Genomic DNA, 16,581 nt, shown 5'->3' on the forward strand with positions numbered 1-16,581 from the left:
GCAATCGGAAAAGAGCAGACAGTGGGCGCGTGGGGATCGGGACCGTTCGAGAACGACGGTGCAGGGGATTTGATCGTGTCCATCGGGCACGGTGATTTCACCTTCGAATCGGTGGAGTGGGCATTCGAAGACGACTACCTCGAGGTCGACGGCGGCCAAATCGCCGTCGCCTTGCTCGAATTGGTGCTGATCGTGCGCGCCGATCGCAAGCGCGACCCTGCCGCCCAAGACCTCGATCTCGACTCCTTCACCTCGGCCCTGACCAGTGAACGGCTCACCTGGCTGATCGAAATGGTGGAGCGCACCATCGCATCGACCGATTCGGAACTGTTCGAATTGTGGGACGAGCAGGGACCGGAAGAGCTTGCGTCGTGGCGCGTTCCCGTCGTGGACGGTCTCGAGGATCTGCGCGTTCTGTCGGTTCAGTAGCCCGCCGACGGGTCGATTACCGCAGCAAGGTCCTCACCCGCAGCGAATCGAGCGACGTTGGCAGCCACGTGATCTGCCAGCACACGAGTGAGCGTCGTAGCCGGGTTGGCGACGTGCGGAGTGATGATCGCGTTGGGGAGCTTCCACAACCGGTGCCCGTCCGGCAGCGGCTCGGGGTCGGTGACGTCCAGTGCTGCACCGCCGATCGAACCAGCTTCGAGAGCATCGACCAGCGCGTCCGTGTCGACGAGGTTGCCGCGTGCGATGTTCACGATCCAGCTCGACTCCGACATCTGGTCCAGTTCGGCCTTGCCGACCAGATGCCGCGTCGCGGATGTCGACGGCGCTGCGATGACGAAGTGATCTGCCGTGGACCAGATTTCACCGGTACGGTCGGCCGAGAGCGTTTCTGCAGCACCCTCGACGGGAGTGCCCGAGCGGGTGATCGCGATGACCTTGACCTTGGATGCGGCGAGGTACGGGATCAATGCCCGGCCGATTCCGCCGCAACCGATGATCGCCACGGTCGAGCCCTGCAGGGTGCCCACGCGCGGGTCGAACTCCTCCTTGCGCCACGACCGTGCCGCCAATTGTTCGGGGAGAGAGCGTACTCCGGCGAGCAGGAGCATCATCGCATGCTCGGCCACGTTGCCCGCGTACGCTCCGGCAGCGGATGTCCAGACCCGCTTCTCGTCGATCACGCCGGCGTCGAACCATGGCTCGATACCGGCGAACGGTAACTGCACCCAGTGAACCGAATCGGGTAACGACGACGGGAACGTGTCCGGCCCGTCTGCCCACACGACACCCTCCGCCTCTGCGAGTGGAACGAGAACTCCACCGGCTCGGCGAATCCCGTCGGCAATGTGTGGATCCTCGACAGGACCGAGATGGATGCGAGGGGCGCTGGCGTCTGTCATGTGGATGCTTTCTGTTCGACGGTGGCGGCAGGACGAATAGATGAACTCATCGCATGCCCCAGCGTACGGGCGCCTCGCCAATCACGTTTCTATCCGTTCGCCTTCGCGATCGAGTCCTTGCCCTCGGCCGCTCCACCCTCGATGGTGTCGTGCTGGACAGGAACGAACTTCTTCTTCGGCAGCAGGAACAGCCACGTCGCGAAGACGAACGGACCGGTGCCCGCCGGCAGACCGATCGGAGCGAAGGCAGACACCAGGGTGCCGTGGATGACAACAGTCACCAGCACTCCGAAGACTGTGTAGACGAACACGCGCCACGACGGGTTGTAGAACACCGAGCCCAGCGCGATTGCCGTCAGCACCGAACTGAGCCCGTACAGACCATTGCCGATGTCAACGGTGTTGGCGCCGAGCGCGAGCACCGAACCCATTGCTATCGCCGAACCGATGAGCGCGAACACCGCCGCCCAACGCGACGCGACCAGCAGAGCGATCACGAAGATGATTCCGGTAATGGTGTTGTTGATAAGGAATATCTGGGAGACGTTGCGGAACAGCGTGTCCCACAGAAAGCTCAAGGTGATGTCGGCATGAGCCGACGCGTCCCCGATGTGCTGGGGAAACTGGCCGGCGCTGAGGTCTGACGTTTCGATCCGCAGGAACTGGAACGCCGCAAGAAGGAAGAACCAGTTGACGAGGTTGAACGGAAAGGTCAGCGCCGGTACGCCCCAGGTCTTGAAGACATTGGCAACAGCCAGGAACGCGATGGTCGACGCAGCAGCTCCCACCACGAGGTAGATCCACAGCATCACGCCACCGGCAAGGAACGTCGGAAAGGCAGCTCCCACAAGAATTCCGTTGTATCCATAAAGGCCGATGCGCATCGAATCGTCGTCGGAGTGCAGCATCATGCCGGTGACGGTGGATACCACCAGACCCACCACGGCACCGATTGCGACGGTGATCGTGTCCGCGGCTATCGCGCCCCAGAAGATACCGACCAGAAACAGCAGGCCCGTCAGCGCATTGCCCTGGAACATCACCTGCCCGGAGCCTTTGAGATTCGTGTCGATGAATCTGAGCACGACGTTCTTGTCCGCGACGTCGTCCCAGGGTTTGGTGATGGTGGTCATCGCACGTCCCTCGATCCATATCCGACGATCCGCGTCATCCCCAGAGCGGGACGGGCGGAATGGTGGTGTCCAGAACTGCCTTTCGTACCAGAGCCCAGAAATCACGAACCTTCGCCTTGACGGGTTCGCTCTCGGGACCGAGGGCTTTGAAGATGAGACCGGCGTCGTTCGGGAGCCGGCTCGCTCCGGAAACGACCTTGCCGTCACGGCCCGGAACTATCTCCTCGAGAATGGCATCGGCGTGCTCCTTCGGTGTCAGCAGGATGACATTGCCGAAGACGTCGTGGTCACCCATGATTCCGCCGTATCGCACGGGGAAGCGTGCCGGTTCGATCACCAACTTCTCAGTGAAGAGATTCTTCCCGTCCGGACGCTTCGCCTTGAACAATGTGGAGTACAGGTCGTAGACGAACATCTCTCCTCCGTCGTGATACTTGCGACCCGGCATCACGATCTCCGAGAACAACAGCGTTGCTGTCGGATCCACCGTGATGTCGGTGCGCGCGTAGTACCTCGCGTTGCGGTGTGGGATCGTCACTCCCGGCATCAGTTCGAGATACGAATTCTCGGCCAGCACCACTTTCTGGAGTTGTGACGCGTGATTGGCATCCATCCGGTGGACTTTGGTGGCCGACTGGGTGGTCACGTGTGCGAGGGAACCTGGCTCCATTTCGATGGTCAGGAACAACCGATCGCCTTGCAGCACACTGCCGGACGTCGAGATCATGTAGACGCACGGCATGGTCGGCAACGCTTCGTCCCAGTACAGCGCCTGTTGAACCAGCAGCGGTGTCTTGCGGTACATGTCCCGCAGGATCGTCTTGTCGCCGCGGTCGACAAAGCGCATCTCGAGAACGCCGGTCTTACCGACCTTGCCGGCCGGCGCCTGCTTCGGCTGGTCCTGGTATTGATCGAGTTCCGGTATGGTCGGGATCGGCCCCGGGAGCGACCGCGATGCTCCCGGGACGGACGGTGCGCTCACGGGGCGCTCGCTCCCACTTCCTCTTCGTCGAAGAGGACTCCGTGCACGATGAGGTCCACCACTTCCTTGATGCCTTCCCCGGTCATGCAATTGGTGAAGACGAACGGCTTGTCTCCCCGCATTCCCTTGGAGTCGCGATCCATGACTCCGAGATCGGCGTTGACGTACGGTGCGAGGTCGGTCTTGTTGATGACCAGGATGTCGGACTGCGAGATTCCCGGACCGTTCTTGCGCGGAATCTTGTCGCCTGCGGCCACATCGATGACATAGATGAAGAAGTCGACGAGAGCCGGACTGAATGTCAGAGTCAGATTGTCGCCGCCACTTTCGATGAACACCACGTCGGTGTCGGGGAACGTCTTCTCCATGTCCTCAACCGCCGCGAGATTCATACTCGGATCTTCGCGGACGGCGGTGTGTGGACAAGCACCCGTCTCGACGCCGACGATACGTTCCTCCACGAGAACACCTTTGAGAGCCTTGCGCACATGCTTGGCATCTTCGGTGGTGACCACGTCGTTGGTGATGATCAGAACGCTGGTGCCCCGCTTGATGAACTCCGGTGTGATCGCCTCGATGAGCGCGGTCTTACCCGAACCCACGGGTCCGCCGATTCCGATGCGCGTTGTCTTCTTCATCGTTCTCCTTCTAGTTCATGAACATTCGGACGTGCGCCTTGACGTGAACGGCAGCCAGAATGTCGATCATCGGGGCGAAATTGGACATGTCGTCGAGTCCGTAGTCACGCACTGCGGCGTACTCACGGCCGGCGGTCTGATTGACCTCGAACAGAATCTCCTGCGTCGCAAGGTGATCTACTCGGACGATGCGAAGGGCAGCGCCGAGCAACGTCATCGCGACACCGTACTGATTGACCGTGAAAGCATCCTCCTCCGGAGAACCCATCTCCGCGAAAGCAATTCCGAGGCCGACGGGGTAGGTACCCGGCGTCTCCCCCGATGCGATCGCGGCCAACCACTTGTTGAACAGGGTCTCACCGGCCAAGCGCCCACCGAGTTCGGCCAACTTCTTACCCATGCGGGTACTCATCGTGCGTGCTTCTTCGTTGAGTTTGCGTTCGATCACTGCATGATCGGCCGCGAGGATCGCCGAGAAGTCACCGGCGGTCGCGCCCCGGTGCGCCGCGAGTACGGCGATACCGTCGCACGTCGCGCCCTGATGGGCGGCCGAGAGCACAAATTCCCGCAGCGACGGACCACCCGTGACAATTCCTTGCGCCACAGCCGATTCCAAACCGTTGGAGAACGAGAAGGAACCGACCGGGAACATGGAATCGGAAAACTGCATCATCCGCATCGCGCGGTTGATGCTGAGCCCAGATCCCTCAGACGAGAGGGTCATGGGTATGCCCCTCGCCCTCACGCGCGGCCGCACCGAACAAACGGCGTGCCTCGTGTGGAGCGATGTAGGGAATGACCTCGGCGCCCGGGATGAAGGTGTACTCGATGCCCTCGAAAGCATGCGTACGCATCACCGAGCCCATGACCGCCTTGTCGACGGTCAGCGGAACGTAGACCTTCATTCCCTTCACCACCGCAGGCCAGTGCTGGTTACCCACGGCATGTCCCAACTCCAGGCACGTCTGAATCATCTTCTCGGGCGTGACGTCGACCAGTGCGCTCAGGTCGATCTCCAACACGTCCTTGAGGTTGATCCTGGCCACGACGACGGTGTTCGCCGGCTCGTCCCACAGCAGAATGTCGCCGTCCTGCAACTGAATACCGCGATCGAGCGAGACGGCCAGTTCACGGCCACCGATCGTGGTGCGTCGTAACCGACTCTTCTGCGCTTCCCACTGATCGAGCGACAAGACGTCCACTACAGCCTTTTCGAGTCGACCGGCCCACTCCTCGTCGGTCTCCTTCCCGAGCAGCGCGTCCACTCGCGTCGGCTTGCCACTGGGCGCTGTCATCTCGCCGTGCGTGTGTGGCGTCGCATCGGCGCCGTGCGTGTGTGTGATTGTTCCCGACACTGGAGACCCCTAACTGAAGAAGTAAAGTTGGTTCAAGCGAATGGATTCAGCAGGTTCGACGTATGCATGGACGCCGTCCGCAGTCACCGCGAAGGTCTCCGGGTCCACCTTGATTTCCGGAGTGGCCGAGTTACGGACCAGATCACGCTTGGTGACCGTCCTCGTGCCCTCGACGGCGACAACCTGACGTTCGAGACCGAGTCGACCCTTGATGTCGTCGTCGAGCGCCGCTCGCGAGACGAACGAGACCGAACTCTGCGGCAACGCCTTTCCGAATCCACCGAACATCGGCCGGTAGATCACCGGTTGTGGTGTCGGGAGCGACGCATTCGGATCTCCCATGGCGTGCCAGCTGATCAGACCGTTCTTGATGATCGTCTTCGGCTTCGCGCCGAAGAATGCGGGCTCCCAGAGAACAAGATCCGCCATCTTCCCGACACCGATCGACCCGACCACATGCGAAAGTCCGAACGTCAACGCTGGATTGATCGTGACCTTCGCGACGTAGCGCAACACGCGGAAGTTGTCGTGTGTCGGTGAATCCTCGGGCAGCTTGCCGCGGGACCGCTTCATGCAGTCCGCTGTTTGGATCGCGCGAAGCCAGTTTTCTCCGACCCGGCCCATCGCCTGTGAGTCACTCGAGAACATCGAGATGACACCCATGTCCTGCAGTACGTTCTCGGCACCGATCGTCTCCGCGCGAACGCGGGACTCGGCAAACGAAACATCCGAGGGCACTTTGGGATTGAGGTTGTGACAGACCATGATCATGTCGAAGAGTTCGGCCTGAGTGTTGATGCCGTACGGCAACGTCGGATTGGTCGACGCCGGAAGTACGTTGTCCTCGCCCGTCACTCGCAGGATGTCGGGTGCGTGACCTCCGCCCGCACCCTCGCTGTGATAGGTGTGAATGGTACGGCCTTCGAAGGCCGCGATGGTGTCCTCGACGTATCCGGCCTCATTGAGAGTATCCGTGTGAATGGCGACCTGAACGTCCATTTCGTCTGCTACCCGCAGAGACTCACGAATTGTGGCCGGGGTTGCGCCCCAGTCCTCGTGGACCTTCAGACCGGCCGCACCGGCCTTGATCTGTTCGACCAGCGACTGATGCCCGGACGAGTTGCCCTTGCCCAACATGCAGACGTTGACCGGCAAACCCTCGTTGGCCTTGAGCATCATCTCCATGTTCCAGATACCGGAAGTGATGGTGGTGCCGTTGGTTCCGTCGGTCGGGCCGATGCCGCCACCGATCAGCGTCGTCACTCCCCCACTGAGCGCGTGGTACGCCTGCTGTGGTGACACGAGGTGCACGTGCGGATCGATGCCGGCGGCAGTGAGGATCATCTGCTCACCGGAAATCGCGTCGGTCGCCGGACCGGTGGTCAGCCCCGGGGTGACGCCTTCCATCGTGCTGGAGTTTCCCGCCTTGCCCCAGCCGACGATCTTGCCGTCCTTGATTCCCACGTCTGCCTTGACGACACCGATGGTTGCATCGACGATGACCACGTTGGTGATCACGAGGTCGAGGGCACCGTCGATGCTGCACGACTCCGGATCCTGGCCCATGCCGTCGCGCAGCGTCTTGCCGCCGCCGTAGATCGACTCGTCTCCGATGGTTCGAAGATCTTCCTCGACCTCGATGTACAGGTCGGTGTTGCCGAGCCTGATCTGGTCACCCGTGGTGACCCCGAACAGACCCGAATACTCTTGTCTCGAAATGCTTGTCATGGGTGTTGCTCTCCTTCGTCCGCCGTGAACGAGAATCAGTCGGTTTGAGGTTCGGACAGGAAGCCGAGTTCTTCGGCACGCTGGACGGCTCCGGGTAACCGAGGCCGGTAGGCGGCGTGGGTCGGCGCCCAACCGTCGACAAGTCCGTTGAAGCCTTGCACTCGTTGCTTGCCGCCGAACGGCACCAACGTCACTTCCTTCTCGTCGCCCGGCTCGAACCTGACCGCCGTGCCCGCGGGAATGTCGAGGCGCCAGCCGAAGGACTGTTCACGATCGAAGGACAACGCGCGATTGACTTCCATGAAGTGGTAGTGCGAACCCACCTGGATGGGACGGTCACCGGTGTTTCGGACTCGCAACTTCAAACGTGGACGGCCCTCGTTGAGTTCGATCGGCTCGTCCCGCAACACGTATCCGCCGACCGGCACTTTCTTCTCGCCGCCGGAATCCTTCTTCGTCGATTTGCTTGCCATCTTGGAGTGCTCCTGACATCTCGGTCGGGCTACTGGATCGGAGAGTGCACGGTGACGAGCCGGCTACCGTCGAGGAACACCGCCTCGACCTGCACACGTGGAATCATCTCCGCGACACCGTCCATCACGTCGTCGACCGTCAAGGCGTGCGATGCGTCGGCCATGACCTCCTCGAGAGTCTTGCCCTCCCGAGCTCCCTCCAGAGCGGCTGCAGTGATGACTGCGACGGACTCCGGATGGTTGAGCTTGAGCCCCTTGGCCTTTCGCCTCAGTGCGACATCCGCCAACATGAGAATTGTCAGCTTGTCGAGTTCTCGCGGTGTCAGATGCATTCCGAACGCTCCTTGTCGATCATGCGGTAACTCCCTGTCGTCGAATACATGTCAGCTCCCCTGTTCCGTCGCTTCGGTGAGAGGTTCGGCCGCCTGCTGGACGAAACCGCTCCTCCTGCCGCCCGAGTACTCGTTGATCGCGTCCAGAACCGCCTGGGCATGTTCCGCGGCGACCAACACCTCGACACGCAACCGCTCGGTGAACACGACGTCGTTGCGTTGTCCGCGGAACTTGAGCGAGGCCGAGTCACTCGCGGAGACATGCGCTTCCGATACGACGATCGACTCCGCTCCGGCAGCCAGCAGCGCCTCCCGTAGCTTCTCGGACTCGATAGTCTGCAATACCGCGGTGATGAGTTCGTGCTTCGGGGCGCCGAGGTTCGGAACAAGTTTTGCCCCCTCGACCAGGACCCCCGAGTCGAACCCGCTGGTCTGCGGCGCACCACCTGCGTCGACGAATGCGGCGTTGTAGCGGTACGCGTCCATGCCTTGCTGGCGACGGTCGATGTCCACCTGATCTTTCGGCGCCAGCTTGAGACCGATGGTCTTCTCGATGCCCGTGGCGATCAGCCAGGTCACCACGAACGAGAAAGCGATGACGACGATCAACGCCAGCGCCTGCTCGCCGAGTAGTCCTGCACCGCCGCCGAAGAAGAGTCCATCGCGGCCGATCGAATTGATCGCCTTTTCGCCGAACAAACCGAGAAGGAGCGAACCGAGGATGCCGCCGATGAAGTGGACCGCGATGACGTCGAGCGCGTCGTCGAACTTGAAGATCGACTTGAGCGCGAGCGCGAAGTGGCAGACCAGTCCGGCAAGCGCCCCGATCGCCAACGCGGAGAAGGTGCTGACGAAGCCGGCGCAGGGGGTGACGGTCGCGAGACCGGCTACCGCGCCGGTGATTCCACCGATCGCCGTGGCCTTGCCCTCGGTATACCTTTCGATGACGAGCCAGACGACCATGCCACCCGCTGCGGCGATGTGAGTGTTCATCAAGGCTTGTGCCGCAACACCATCGGCGGCCAATCCGTCGCCCGCGTTGAATCCGAACCAGCCGAACCACAAGATGCCTGCGCCGATCAACGCCAGAGGCACCGAGTGCGGGACTGCCTCGGCGTTGGGCCATCCCGGACGTTTACCGACCACCAGCAAGATTGCCAGGGCGGCGGCGCCGGCGGATGCGTGGACGACAATTCCGCCGGCCCAGTCCTGAGCTCCGCGGAGCGCCAACCAGCCTTCGGGATTGAAGAGCCAGTGCGCAATCGGGGGGTAGACGATGATCGACCACAGCACGAGCAGAACAGCCCAGCCCAAGGGCTTGAGCCGGTTTGCGGTCGCACCGGTGATCAGCGCGGGCGTGATGATCGCGAACATCATCTGATAGACCACGAACGCCAGAGTCGGTACCGCGACTGCACCTTCGATCAAGTGGAAGCCCGGGGCGGCGGCAGTGTGTATGTCCTGCAAGCCGAACAATTTCAGGTCACCGAGGAAGCCGGAACCCCAGTCTCCACTGAACGCGAAGCTGTATCCGAACACGACCCAGGTAATCGAGACGAGTCCGAGTGGGACGAGGTTCTGCTGCAGCATCACGAGCGCACTGCTACCGCGCACCAGACCGGCGTAGAAGAAGGCGAGTCCGGGAACCATGAACAGAACCAGGCCCGCGGAGATCAGCACCCACGCCGTGTCCCCACTGTCTATCACTGCTTCGGCTAACACCATTTCCATCGACATTGACGACCTCCGAGCATTATTCGGACCTGAACAAAGTCATTGGTTAGAGCAGCAATTCGCGATGTTCCGGTTCGCTGCGACAGTTACGCTACGCCCCATAGTTGCACCTTCTGAGCAAAATCGGGGGAACATCCGGTTTTCACGTTTAGTAGATCATTCTTCTGGGAAAAGATGTGACTTTGCCTGAACATTGCGGACGCTCCACAACTTATAATTGCGGGATTAAATCTCGTCGAAAGTGGTTTGAGTTTCACGAAATTGGGAACGTCTCCGCAGGTGAGCGCGGCTTTCGTTGGACAAATGCCGCTTCCATCTCGGGACTTAGCTCCCTAACCAAGGCAGCCGCGAGAGCCTTTCTTGATGACCAACGTCGGTGACCTGCCTATCCAATCGGGTAGGTGATTTCGCCGAATATCTTCTCACTTGTTCAGATGATTAACCATCACACCACTGAGGGCAATCCTGTCGTTAATACGGCTTTCATCCCAGACTGGATATTCGACTGAAATATCGAAGATCACCTTTCGATAACCTTTATCGATGAATGACTTTCGCTGTAACGCTTTTGTTATCCAGTATCCCGAAGGGAGGATTGATCCCACCAGTCGAGCACACGCATACCGGACAAAGTCAGCCACTTCGACGGCTCCCCCACCTCTGCGTCGACCTCGAACCACACCCGCCCCGGTTGGCGACCGGCCTGGAGCCACGTCCCATCCGAGGCGCGAGCGGCCCGGATCATCTCGATTGCGTCCGCCATTCGCGGATCCGGGTCAATACCGTCAAACAACGACGCTTCACGGAAATACTCGGCCGCGTTGAGCACGTTGTATCGCCACCGGAACGGGTACGCGAACCGGCCGACCCAGGGCCCCACCGGTTCGCCGGTCGAGAGTCTCCGGAATAGCCCGCGCTGCAGCAAGAACTCCTCACCGGATCGTCGAGCCGCGCAAGTCTCATTTGTACCCCCGGTCGCGATCTCGTACGCGAGAAGCCCTTTGAGTGAATTGAGGGTCGAATGAAACGACGATCGGGTCGAACCTTCGATCCACTCGCAGTTCCACCCACCATCCGGAAGTTGATGCTGCACAAACCAATCAGCCAGTTCATCAACACGTATGTCGAGCCACACACCGTTTGCCACCGTCCAGGCGTTAATGCAGCAATCGACCTCACCGTCCCAGTACGGCCGGCCCTCGTACTCCCAGCGACAGTTCTCCGCGAGCAGTTCTGCGGTACGACGCTCCCGCAGAACACTGGCGTCGAGGCCCCACTCACGCAATGAGTTGAGCGTCCAGGTTGTTGCCGTCCAGGGTTGTGAACTTTGTTCTGCTGCTTCGGGTCCCGCAAAGTCGAATTCAGCCGGGAAGAACGCCCCACCCGCCCATTGGCCGTCTCGATCCTGCAATGAAAGCAGGCGTGCACCAAATCCTTTGGTAGCGATCGCCGCGCGCGTCGCCGCCCACACAGTGGGCGCTTCGTTCAGCAGGTCGCGCTCCACCTGCCACCGAATCGCTGGATCCGAATCGAGGAGCCACGCGAGCAAGTCGGTTCGGGGTGCCATCTGGCAATACTATCGAAAGGCGAAGCAGGCCATCCGATTAACGCATTTCTCGACGTCTGATGCAATGGTGAACTCCGGACCCGATGCGGGACCTAATCCGGGTACCCCAACGCCGCCCGCACCGCCACGATGTCGGCGGCAGCGACCTCCATTGGCTTGTCCCCCAACCGAACCAACGTGCCAATGGGCAGTTCCTCTACCACCGCAGATTGGGGCAGCGCGCTGCGATCGAACGTAACTCCGGAATGGAAGTATGTTTCCCATCCCACCTCCACCTCACCTTTCGACCGATTCTGAAGGTGCCGGTAGTCGCCGATGCTCCACCGAGCCCGATCCGGTTCCCAATGCTTGACGATCACTCTCACGATCGCGTCTCCGATGTCAGGGCCGAGCAGCTGCCGGGTGCTGTCGGTGAGCTGCGTCTCCGTCGGCAACGACACCCGGACACTGTTGGGAGCACTGGTTTCCAGCCCGCCGACCCAGGCACCGACCCGGCGCGCGGTCCCGTCCTCGGGCGACAAGTCGATGTCGTACCCCGGTTCCGGGGTGTCCGAATACCCCATCTCCTTCGAGCGGGAATGCTCGAAGATTCGCACCAACCCGCCCACACTGAGATCCGCAGTGCCTCGACTTCGTTGCTTCGTACTCACCCACGGCAATGCCAACTCCGGGTCGATCGCCGCCAGATCGTCGAGGAAAGCCCGCATCGTCTGCGCCACCTCCTGACTCGACTGCACCCGCGTGCCCCAATATCCGGCTACCGTCGGCCGCCGCCCGAACATGCTCATCGCCCCGCCCTTTCCAACCATTGAACTTAGGAGCCCACGCTCGGCGATCGTCACCACGTCAGAGGAAGATGGAGACGCCATCACATTCGTGAGCTGGGCGGGAACGCCTGGTGTCAAGTCTAGGGTGCCAGAGCCCTCGTGAACCTTGGGTAGACGCACCTCCGGTCGTTCCGGTCGGCAATCCTGCTGCAGCGCGGATGCTTCGGATATCGTCGGCGGTCCACTGGGCGCTGGATCACGCTGGATGACGATCGTTCTGTTCCTGTACGGAAAAGCCTCCACCCTGGGGCGGGAGTTGTGTTTCGTCGATCAGCAACTCAAGGCCGAAGTAGGTGCAACTGCCCACGATCGCGTCGCCGGTACCTTGCGCTGAGGCGATGATTCGGTCCGGTGGTAGAGCACGGTGACGCGAGAGTCCCAGATATCGGCCAGCCCCTGTACGACCCTTAACGCCAGCGCAATCAGCGATTCGTCGGCAATGGTGCAGGAAAACGAGTCGATGCGTGAGGTACCCCCCGAAACCGATCATGACCTCGAGATCCCTTTTGGTCAGACAAATTGATCATCTGCTCTTTGGAGACTGGATCCCAGGCACGTGCCACGTGGGGCAAGACCGCACACAAATTGCTTAGACTGTCTCCAGTCTGGATATCCAAGGCGCAGGCTCTAGGCACCGAGTCCGACGTTGGTCCAGATATCAAGGTAAGTGGAGTAATCGACCAGTTCAGGGGGTTCCGTCGATGACCACACAACACCCCTTGTCGATTCCTCACCAAAGTACAAGCAAAGATAACCGCCGCCGCCCGATCTGAATGTCGCGATGCAACGAGCCGGATCTGGGTACTCTTCAGGGGACAGCCCGTCCAGAATAGACCATTCAAAGCTGTCAATTCGAAACATATCTTCAAGAGGCAGTGGCCCGACAGTCTTACCGGCAATATAGTACCAACCGTTGTGCAAATTTGAATAGAAATTCTTTAGACTGGGGGGGAATTTATTCCAATACCCTGGAAGTTCATCACCATCCACTACCGGTGGCGTACCCAAATAGTAGAGATCGGTCCCGTCTGCCATTTTAATTTTATATAGAAGAAAGAACCTATTTTCAGACCTGAGCAACCGAACATCGGATAGATTCTCTTTAATGTTTCTGTAAGTGTCGCCCAATATCGGTCGCCCAAATACATCCCATTGGTCCAATATCCCCGAAATTCGAGCTGCAAGGTCACCATTTAGTGCATCCAACCAATAAATCGGAAGCGCCGTACGTTCAAGTGGTGTCAAGTCGTCAATCTCCACAAGCACGGGCGAGTCGATATACCGCGAAATCTTGACCAGATCCACTACTGAACTCCATTCAATATACTAGATATCATTCGACGAATTTCCTCAGTAAGATGAGTTTCGATTTCGATCATAGCATCCCGGAATTCAGGGGAAACCGGGATTCCGCCCTTCACATAGCCCCACCAGTCTGCCCAACTCTTGGCGCCCTTTGACGTATTCGCAGTCGGGCTCAAACCCAGGAAGTTATCGACGTAGTTCAATACTTGAATTTGCTGCTCGAAGGTCAACTGCGTAAAACCAGGCATGTCGAATATGACCCTCATCGGTACGGTGTGATCCGCCTCGAGGACGTCGGGCAATGTGAGCCCGGGAAGAACCGGGTCCGGTCCGCCACCTTCGTGATCAAGGTTAACTATGTCGCGGATCACATTTGTCGGCGTTTTTCGACGCAGCGACGCATACAATTGAGCTAAGTCAGCGGCCGTCAGCGGGTTGCCTTCGGAATCCAAGCGAGGATCCTCGGGTGCAGCCTCACCCGAATCAGATGACTGCTGCGGAGGTGATTCTGGACTTGTCTCGGCACCATCGGTGAGTGAATCTACGACTTCTTGCACCGCGTGATTGAAGTTCGACGCAAGTACCCGCTCGACGGATGAACGTTCGGTGGGATCTGGGCGGACCGTCGGATCGGCGATCGTGCTCGGGTCGGGATCAAAGGGGTCGAACTCCGGGGATCCGGGCTGGGTCGGCGCACCGGGAGTCTCGGGATCGACCGGAATGTGGCCTGGGTTGACCGGATCGACGGCCGGTTGCTCGCCAGGTTCGGGAGCCGAAGGTTGTTCGGGGTCAACTAATCCAGGTGTGGTGGTGCCGGGGTCTACTGGTGGTTCGAAACCCGGATCCGACGGTGTTGCCGGATCGCCTGAATCCGGCTCGCTGGAGGGATCTTGCGGCTGGGTCGGATCGTGATCACCAGGCAGACGCGGTACAGGCCGCGGCGTGGGCCTCCGAGGCGGCGGCTTCGCGGCAGGTCCGGCCGGCCCGGGCTGGGCGTGGCCGGGAGTGTCCTGCTCATGCGCTGGGGGCAGCTTCACGAACGGAGAAAGGACAGTGCGAAGAAGTGCCTGATCCTGCGGAGAAAGCAGGGCCATAGCCTTTACAAGCACTTCGGCGAGATTCACCCCGGCCTCGAGCGCCCATTCCTCGAGACTTTCCATGCGGCCGAACAGTTCCGAATCCCCCAGACCCACACCTGCAAGTATCTGCGCGAACAAAGCTGCGATTCCAGCGGTGAGCATGAGCCCGGCTTCGGCTGCACTGAAGATGCCGCCGATGATCGGAATTCCTGCCAATTCTGCTTGGGGTGTGTCGGTTTCGTTCGGTGTAGCGGGCGCTGGGTCGATGGATGGGGATGTACCGGCACCTGGTCCGTCCCCGCCGATGTCTCCGCTGATGTCCTCGGCCGGCGACTGCTGCGGGATCTGCTCCGGCACTTGCGCCGGAGCCTGCTCAGGGACTTGTGGTTCTGGCTCGACCGCGGGTGGGACTGGTGGTTGAGTGGGTATCGGTTTCTGGACTGGTGGATTGGGGGCCTTGTGGCCTTCGACCTGCGGTGTCTCGTTCCAATGTGGACCGTCATCTGAGCGGGTGCCGTCGTCCTCACCGGATATCTTGGTCGGGCGCGCCGGTGCAGGCGATTTCTTGCCGCTCTGTGTGCGATCCTGCGGGTCCGCCAAAATCGGATACAGCACGTTCTCGATACCCGTGGTGTCGACGACCTGCACGAGTTGCCCGTCCCGGATCTCGTAGTGCGTCGGAACAGGAGTGCCGTTGGCGTCGTACGCCCACGGGGCATCGATTGTCGAGACCGGATTCCCGTCGGCGTCGAAGACGGTGACCGTGCCATCGGGGTTGACGCTCATGTGACCGCCGGGCGGCACCGTCACCGGAATCACGGATTCGTGCGACGACGTTTCGTCGTGGATCAGGAAGAAGAACCGGCTTCCGCCGGTGATCGGATCGAACACCCGCAACGAGGACTGCCCGCCAGGTGCGTACGCAGTCAACGGCGACGCGACAGTCCCGACCGCCTGGGAGAGTACTGATTCGGGCGTGCGGGGGCTGAAAGGTCCCGGCCGCCCGCGCACTCCGATACCCGCAGCGGTGAACGCCGCAGCGCCGATCAGGGTGAGTTCGAGATACCTGTCACGGCCCGAGTCCTCCCCGGTTGTAGAGACATCTGCTTCCGGATCCGGAACCGTTTGGGCCGGTGCGATATTCGAATCCGAATCCGCGGGGATCGGTCCGGGACCACGATCGGTGGTGGTTCCCTCACCCGGGGTGGGTGTGGGTGAGGGAACCGCTGATGCCGATGCATTGGGGAATGCACCGACACCAGTTTCCGAGGCCGAGGACTCGGAAGCAATGGGCGGAACCTCGATCGTCGGAACCGGGACGATGGGGGTGCCGTTGTAGGTGGGAAAGTTCGTCGGAGCATTGGCCCCGACATTCGGGCCACCGCCTGGAGCCTGCGCACCGGGGAGCCCGACAGTGGTCGTCGGCGCAGCTGTCGACGTCGTGGACGGCGCGCTCAGGCACGGGTTGATGATCTCTGGCGGGATGGGCGCGCCAGGTGGCAGCGACGCAATGAGATTCAGGTAGATCTGATGATCACGTGCCCGCACCGCCGCGCAGTCTTCTTCCGGCGTCGCGTTCGCCGGAGCGGCGGAGAGTGCAATTCCCGCACCGATCGCTCCGGCCGCTCCGGTCAACAGCGCCCCAGCGGCAAGCACTCCCGCGAGAGTCCGGCGAAGTCGTCTACCGGACTTCACCGGCGCGCACCACGATTGTCACTCTTCTTCGTTCGGAATAGCGCGATGAGTTTGTCTGCGCCCCACCAGAACAACCGTCCGGAGATCGACATCCACAAGAAGAACGCCAGGTAAACCAGGATCGTCCCGTAGTCGTTCGCCCAGCCGGCGAGCTTCCCGATCACCGCGAATGCCGCGATCAGCAACCCCAGTCCAACTGCCGTAGCGATCACAGCCTTGGAGAGTGGACTGAGTTCACTGTCCGGATCCCAGTCATCAACGTCTGCAACGTCTTTCCTATCGACGGCAGCGGGTTCCGGTTGGGCACTGCGGCGTTCGGCGTTGTTGACGGTCATGACTGGAACTCCAAATGGGAAGGGAGAGCGGGGAAAACGGGTCGCCGGT

The 16,581-nt window shown here is 60.7% G+C and carries 17 protein-coding genes; 2 read left to right on the forward strand and 15 right to left on the reverse strand.

What is annotated here, in order from left to right; all coding sequences use genetic code 11:
• Window positions 1–21: 21 nt before the first annotated feature.
• Window positions 22–429, forward strand: coding sequence for a DUF4259 domain-containing protein (locus tag ACFWAD_RS01150; protein WP_378540686.1), 408 nt, complete (start codon window positions 22–24; stop codon window positions 427–429).
• Here ACFWAD_RS01150 and ACFWAD_RS01155 read toward each other — a convergent pair.
• From ACFWAD_RS01155 to ACFWAD_RS01210, 12 genes are all read right to left on the reverse strand, one after another.
• Window positions 423–1,349 (reverse strand): D-isomer specific 2-hydroxyacid dehydrogenase family protein, encoded by a 927-nt coding sequence (locus ACFWAD_RS01155; RefSeq protein WP_378540688.1) that lies wholly within the window; start codon window positions 1,347–1,349, stop codon window positions 423–425. The two genes, ACFWAD_RS01150 and ACFWAD_RS01155, sit on opposite strands and share 7 nt — an antisense overlap.
• A gap of 89 nt (window positions 1,350–1,438) precedes the next feature.
• On the reverse strand, window positions 1,439–2,482 hold the full coding sequence (gene yut, locus ACFWAD_RS01160; protein ID WP_378540690.1) for an urea transporter: 1,044 nt from the start codon (window positions 2,480–2,482) through the stop codon (window positions 1,439–1,441).
• Window positions 2,483–2,516: 34 nt separating this feature from the next.
• Entirely contained in the window at window positions 2,517–3,464 is a 948-nt protein-coding gene (locus ACFWAD_RS01165) for an urease accessory protein UreD (protein WP_378540693.1), read from the reverse strand.
• Complete coding sequence (ureG, locus tag ACFWAD_RS01170; protein ID WP_007731713.1) at window positions 3,461–4,102, reverse strand: urease accessory protein UreG; 642 nt, start codon at window positions 4,100–4,102, stop codon at window positions 3,461–3,463. Before ureG ends, ACFWAD_RS01165 begins: the two co-directional genes overlap by 4 nt.
• Window positions 4,103–4,112: 10 nt before the next feature.
• Window positions 4,113–4,826 carry an urease accessory protein UreF gene (locus ACFWAD_RS01175; protein ID WP_042447677.1) on the reverse strand — a complete coding sequence of 238 codons (714 nt, stop codon included), beginning with the start codon at window positions 4,824–4,826 and terminating at the stop codon, window positions 4,113–4,115.
• The gene (ureE, locus tag ACFWAD_RS01180; RefSeq protein ID WP_003943839.1) at window positions 4,810–5,457 is read right to left on the reverse strand and encodes an urease accessory protein UreE; all 648 of its coding nucleotides are present in this window, start codon (window positions 5,455–5,457) and stop codon (window positions 4,810–4,812) included. The genes ACFWAD_RS01175 and ureE overlap by 17 nt, the downstream gene beginning before the upstream one ends.
• Before the next feature lie 9 nt (window positions 5,458–5,466).
• The gene (locus ACFWAD_RS01185) at window positions 5,467–7,185 is read right to left on the reverse strand and encodes an urease subunit alpha (RefSeq protein ID WP_378540696.1); all 1,719 of its coding nucleotides are present in this window, start codon (window positions 7,183–7,185) and stop codon (window positions 5,467–5,469) included.
• Between the two features lie 35 nt (window positions 7,186–7,220).
• Window positions 7,221–7,658 carry an urease subunit beta gene (locus ACFWAD_RS01190; RefSeq protein ID WP_003943812.1) on the reverse strand — a complete coding sequence of 146 codons (438 nt, stop codon included), beginning with the start codon at window positions 7,656–7,658 and terminating at the stop codon, window positions 7,221–7,223.
• 29 nt (window positions 7,659–7,687) lie between these two features.
• On the reverse strand, window positions 7,688–7,990 hold the full coding sequence (locus ACFWAD_RS01195; RefSeq protein WP_007731718.1) for an urease subunit gamma: 303 nt from the start codon (window positions 7,988–7,990) through the stop codon (window positions 7,688–7,690).
• A gap of 51 nt (window positions 7,991–8,041) precedes the next feature.
• Window positions 8,042–9,721, reverse strand: a complete 1,680-nt coding sequence (gene amt / locus ACFWAD_RS01200; RefSeq protein ID WP_378540699.1) for an ammonium transporter — start codon at window positions 9,719–9,721, stop codon at window positions 8,042–8,044.
• Between the two features lie 574 nt (window positions 9,722–10,295).
• Window positions 10,296–11,291, reverse strand: coding sequence for a squalene cyclase (locus ACFWAD_RS01205; protein ID WP_378540702.1), 996 nt, complete (start codon window positions 11,289–11,291; stop codon window positions 10,296–10,298).
• A 92-nt stretch (window positions 11,292–11,383) separates the two neighbouring features.
• The gene (locus ACFWAD_RS01210) at window positions 11,384–12,079 is read right to left on the reverse strand and encodes an Imm52 family immunity protein (protein ID WP_378540705.1); all 696 of its coding nucleotides are present in this window, start codon (window positions 12,077–12,079) and stop codon (window positions 11,384–11,386) included.
• Between the two features lie 244 nt (window positions 12,080–12,323).
• On the opposite strand from ACFWAD_RS01210, the gene ACFWAD_RS01215 reads away from it, so the two are divergent.
• The gene (locus ACFWAD_RS01215; protein ID WP_378540708.1) at window positions 12,324–12,452 is read left to right on the forward strand and encodes a hypothetical protein; all 129 of its coding nucleotides are present in this window, start codon (window positions 12,324–12,326) and stop codon (window positions 12,450–12,452) included.
• 293 nt (window positions 12,453–12,745) lie between these two features.
• On the opposite strand, the gene ACFWAD_RS01220 is transcribed toward ACFWAD_RS01215, so the two are convergent.
• The 3 genes from ACFWAD_RS01220 to ACFWAD_RS01230 are packed head-to-tail and all read right to left on the reverse strand — an operon-like array spanning window position 12,746 to window position 16,532.
• A complete protein-coding gene (locus ACFWAD_RS01220; protein ID WP_378536642.1) occupies window positions 12,746–13,423 on the reverse strand; it encodes an SMI1/KNR4 family protein in 678 nt (225 codons plus the stop codon).
• Window positions 13,423–16,197: a hypothetical protein gene (locus ACFWAD_RS01225; protein ID WP_378540710.1), complete on the reverse strand. Its 2,775-nt coding sequence runs from the start codon at window positions 16,195–16,197 to the stop codon at window positions 13,423–13,425. The genes ACFWAD_RS01220 and ACFWAD_RS01225 overlap by 1 nt, the downstream gene beginning before the upstream one ends.
• A complete protein-coding gene (locus tag ACFWAD_RS01230) occupies window positions 16,194–16,532 on the reverse strand; it encodes a hypothetical protein (RefSeq protein ID WP_378540712.1) in 339 nt (112 codons plus the stop codon). Before ACFWAD_RS01230 ends, ACFWAD_RS01225 begins: the two co-directional genes overlap by 4 nt.
• Window positions 16,533–16,581 lie beyond the last annotated feature (49 nt).

Source organism: Rhodococcus sp. NPDC059969, from assembly GCF_042738325.1.
In the GTDB taxonomy this organism is placed as follows: domain Bacteria; phylum Actinomycetota; class Actinomycetes; order Mycobacteriales; family Mycobacteriaceae; genus Rhodococcus_F.

What these genes read in the sequence shown, in the direction of transcription:
- ACFWAD_RS01155 (WP_378540688.1), bottom strand. Translation starts at nt 1,349, where the DNA reads ATGACAGACGCCAGCGCCCCTCGCATCCATCTCGGTCCTGTCGAGGAT.
- yut (WP_378540690.1), bottom strand. Translation starts at nt 2,482, where the DNA reads ATGACCACCATCACCAAACCCTGGGACGACGTCGCGGACAAGAACGTC.
- ureG (WP_007731713.1), bottom strand. Translation starts at nt 4,102, where the DNA reads ATGAAGAAGACAACGCGCATCGGAATCGGCGGACCCGTGGGTTCGGGT.
- ACFWAD_RS01175 (WP_042447677.1), bottom strand. Translation starts at nt 4,826, where the DNA reads ATGACCCTCTCGTCTGAGGGATCTGGGCTCAGCATCAACCGCGCGATG.
- ACFWAD_RS01185 (WP_378540696.1), bottom strand. Translation starts at nt 7,185, where the DNA reads ATGACAAGCATTTCGAGACAAGAGTATTCGGGTCTGTTCGGGGTCACC.
- ACFWAD_RS01190 (WP_003943812.1), bottom strand. Translation starts at nt 7,658, where the DNA reads ATGGCAAGCAAATCGACGAAGAAGGATTCCGGCGGCGAGAAGAAAGTG.
- ACFWAD_RS01195 (WP_007731718.1), bottom strand. Translation starts at nt 7,990, where the DNA reads ATGCATCTGACACCGCGAGAACTCGACAAGCTGACAATTCTCATGTTG.
- amt (WP_378540699.1), bottom strand. Translation starts at nt 9,721, where the DNA reads ATGGAAATGGTGTTAGCCGAAGCAGTGATAGACAGTGGGGACACGGCG.
- ACFWAD_RS01205 (WP_378540702.1), bottom strand. Translation starts at nt 11,291, where the DNA reads ATGGCACCCCGAACCGACTTGCTCGCGTGGCTCCTCGATTCGGATCCA.
- ACFWAD_RS01210 (WP_378540705.1), bottom strand. Translation starts at nt 12,079, where the DNA reads ATGAGCATGTTCGGGCGGCGGCCGACGGTAGCCGGATATTGGGGCACG.
- ACFWAD_RS01215 (WP_378540708.1), top strand. Translation starts at nt 12,324, where the DNA reads ATGACGATCGTTCTGTTCCTGTACGGAAAAGCCTCCACCCTGGGGCGG.
- ACFWAD_RS01230 (WP_378540712.1), bottom strand. Translation starts at nt 16,532, where the DNA reads ATGACCGTCAACAACGCCGAACGCCGCAGTGCCCAACCGGAACCCGCT.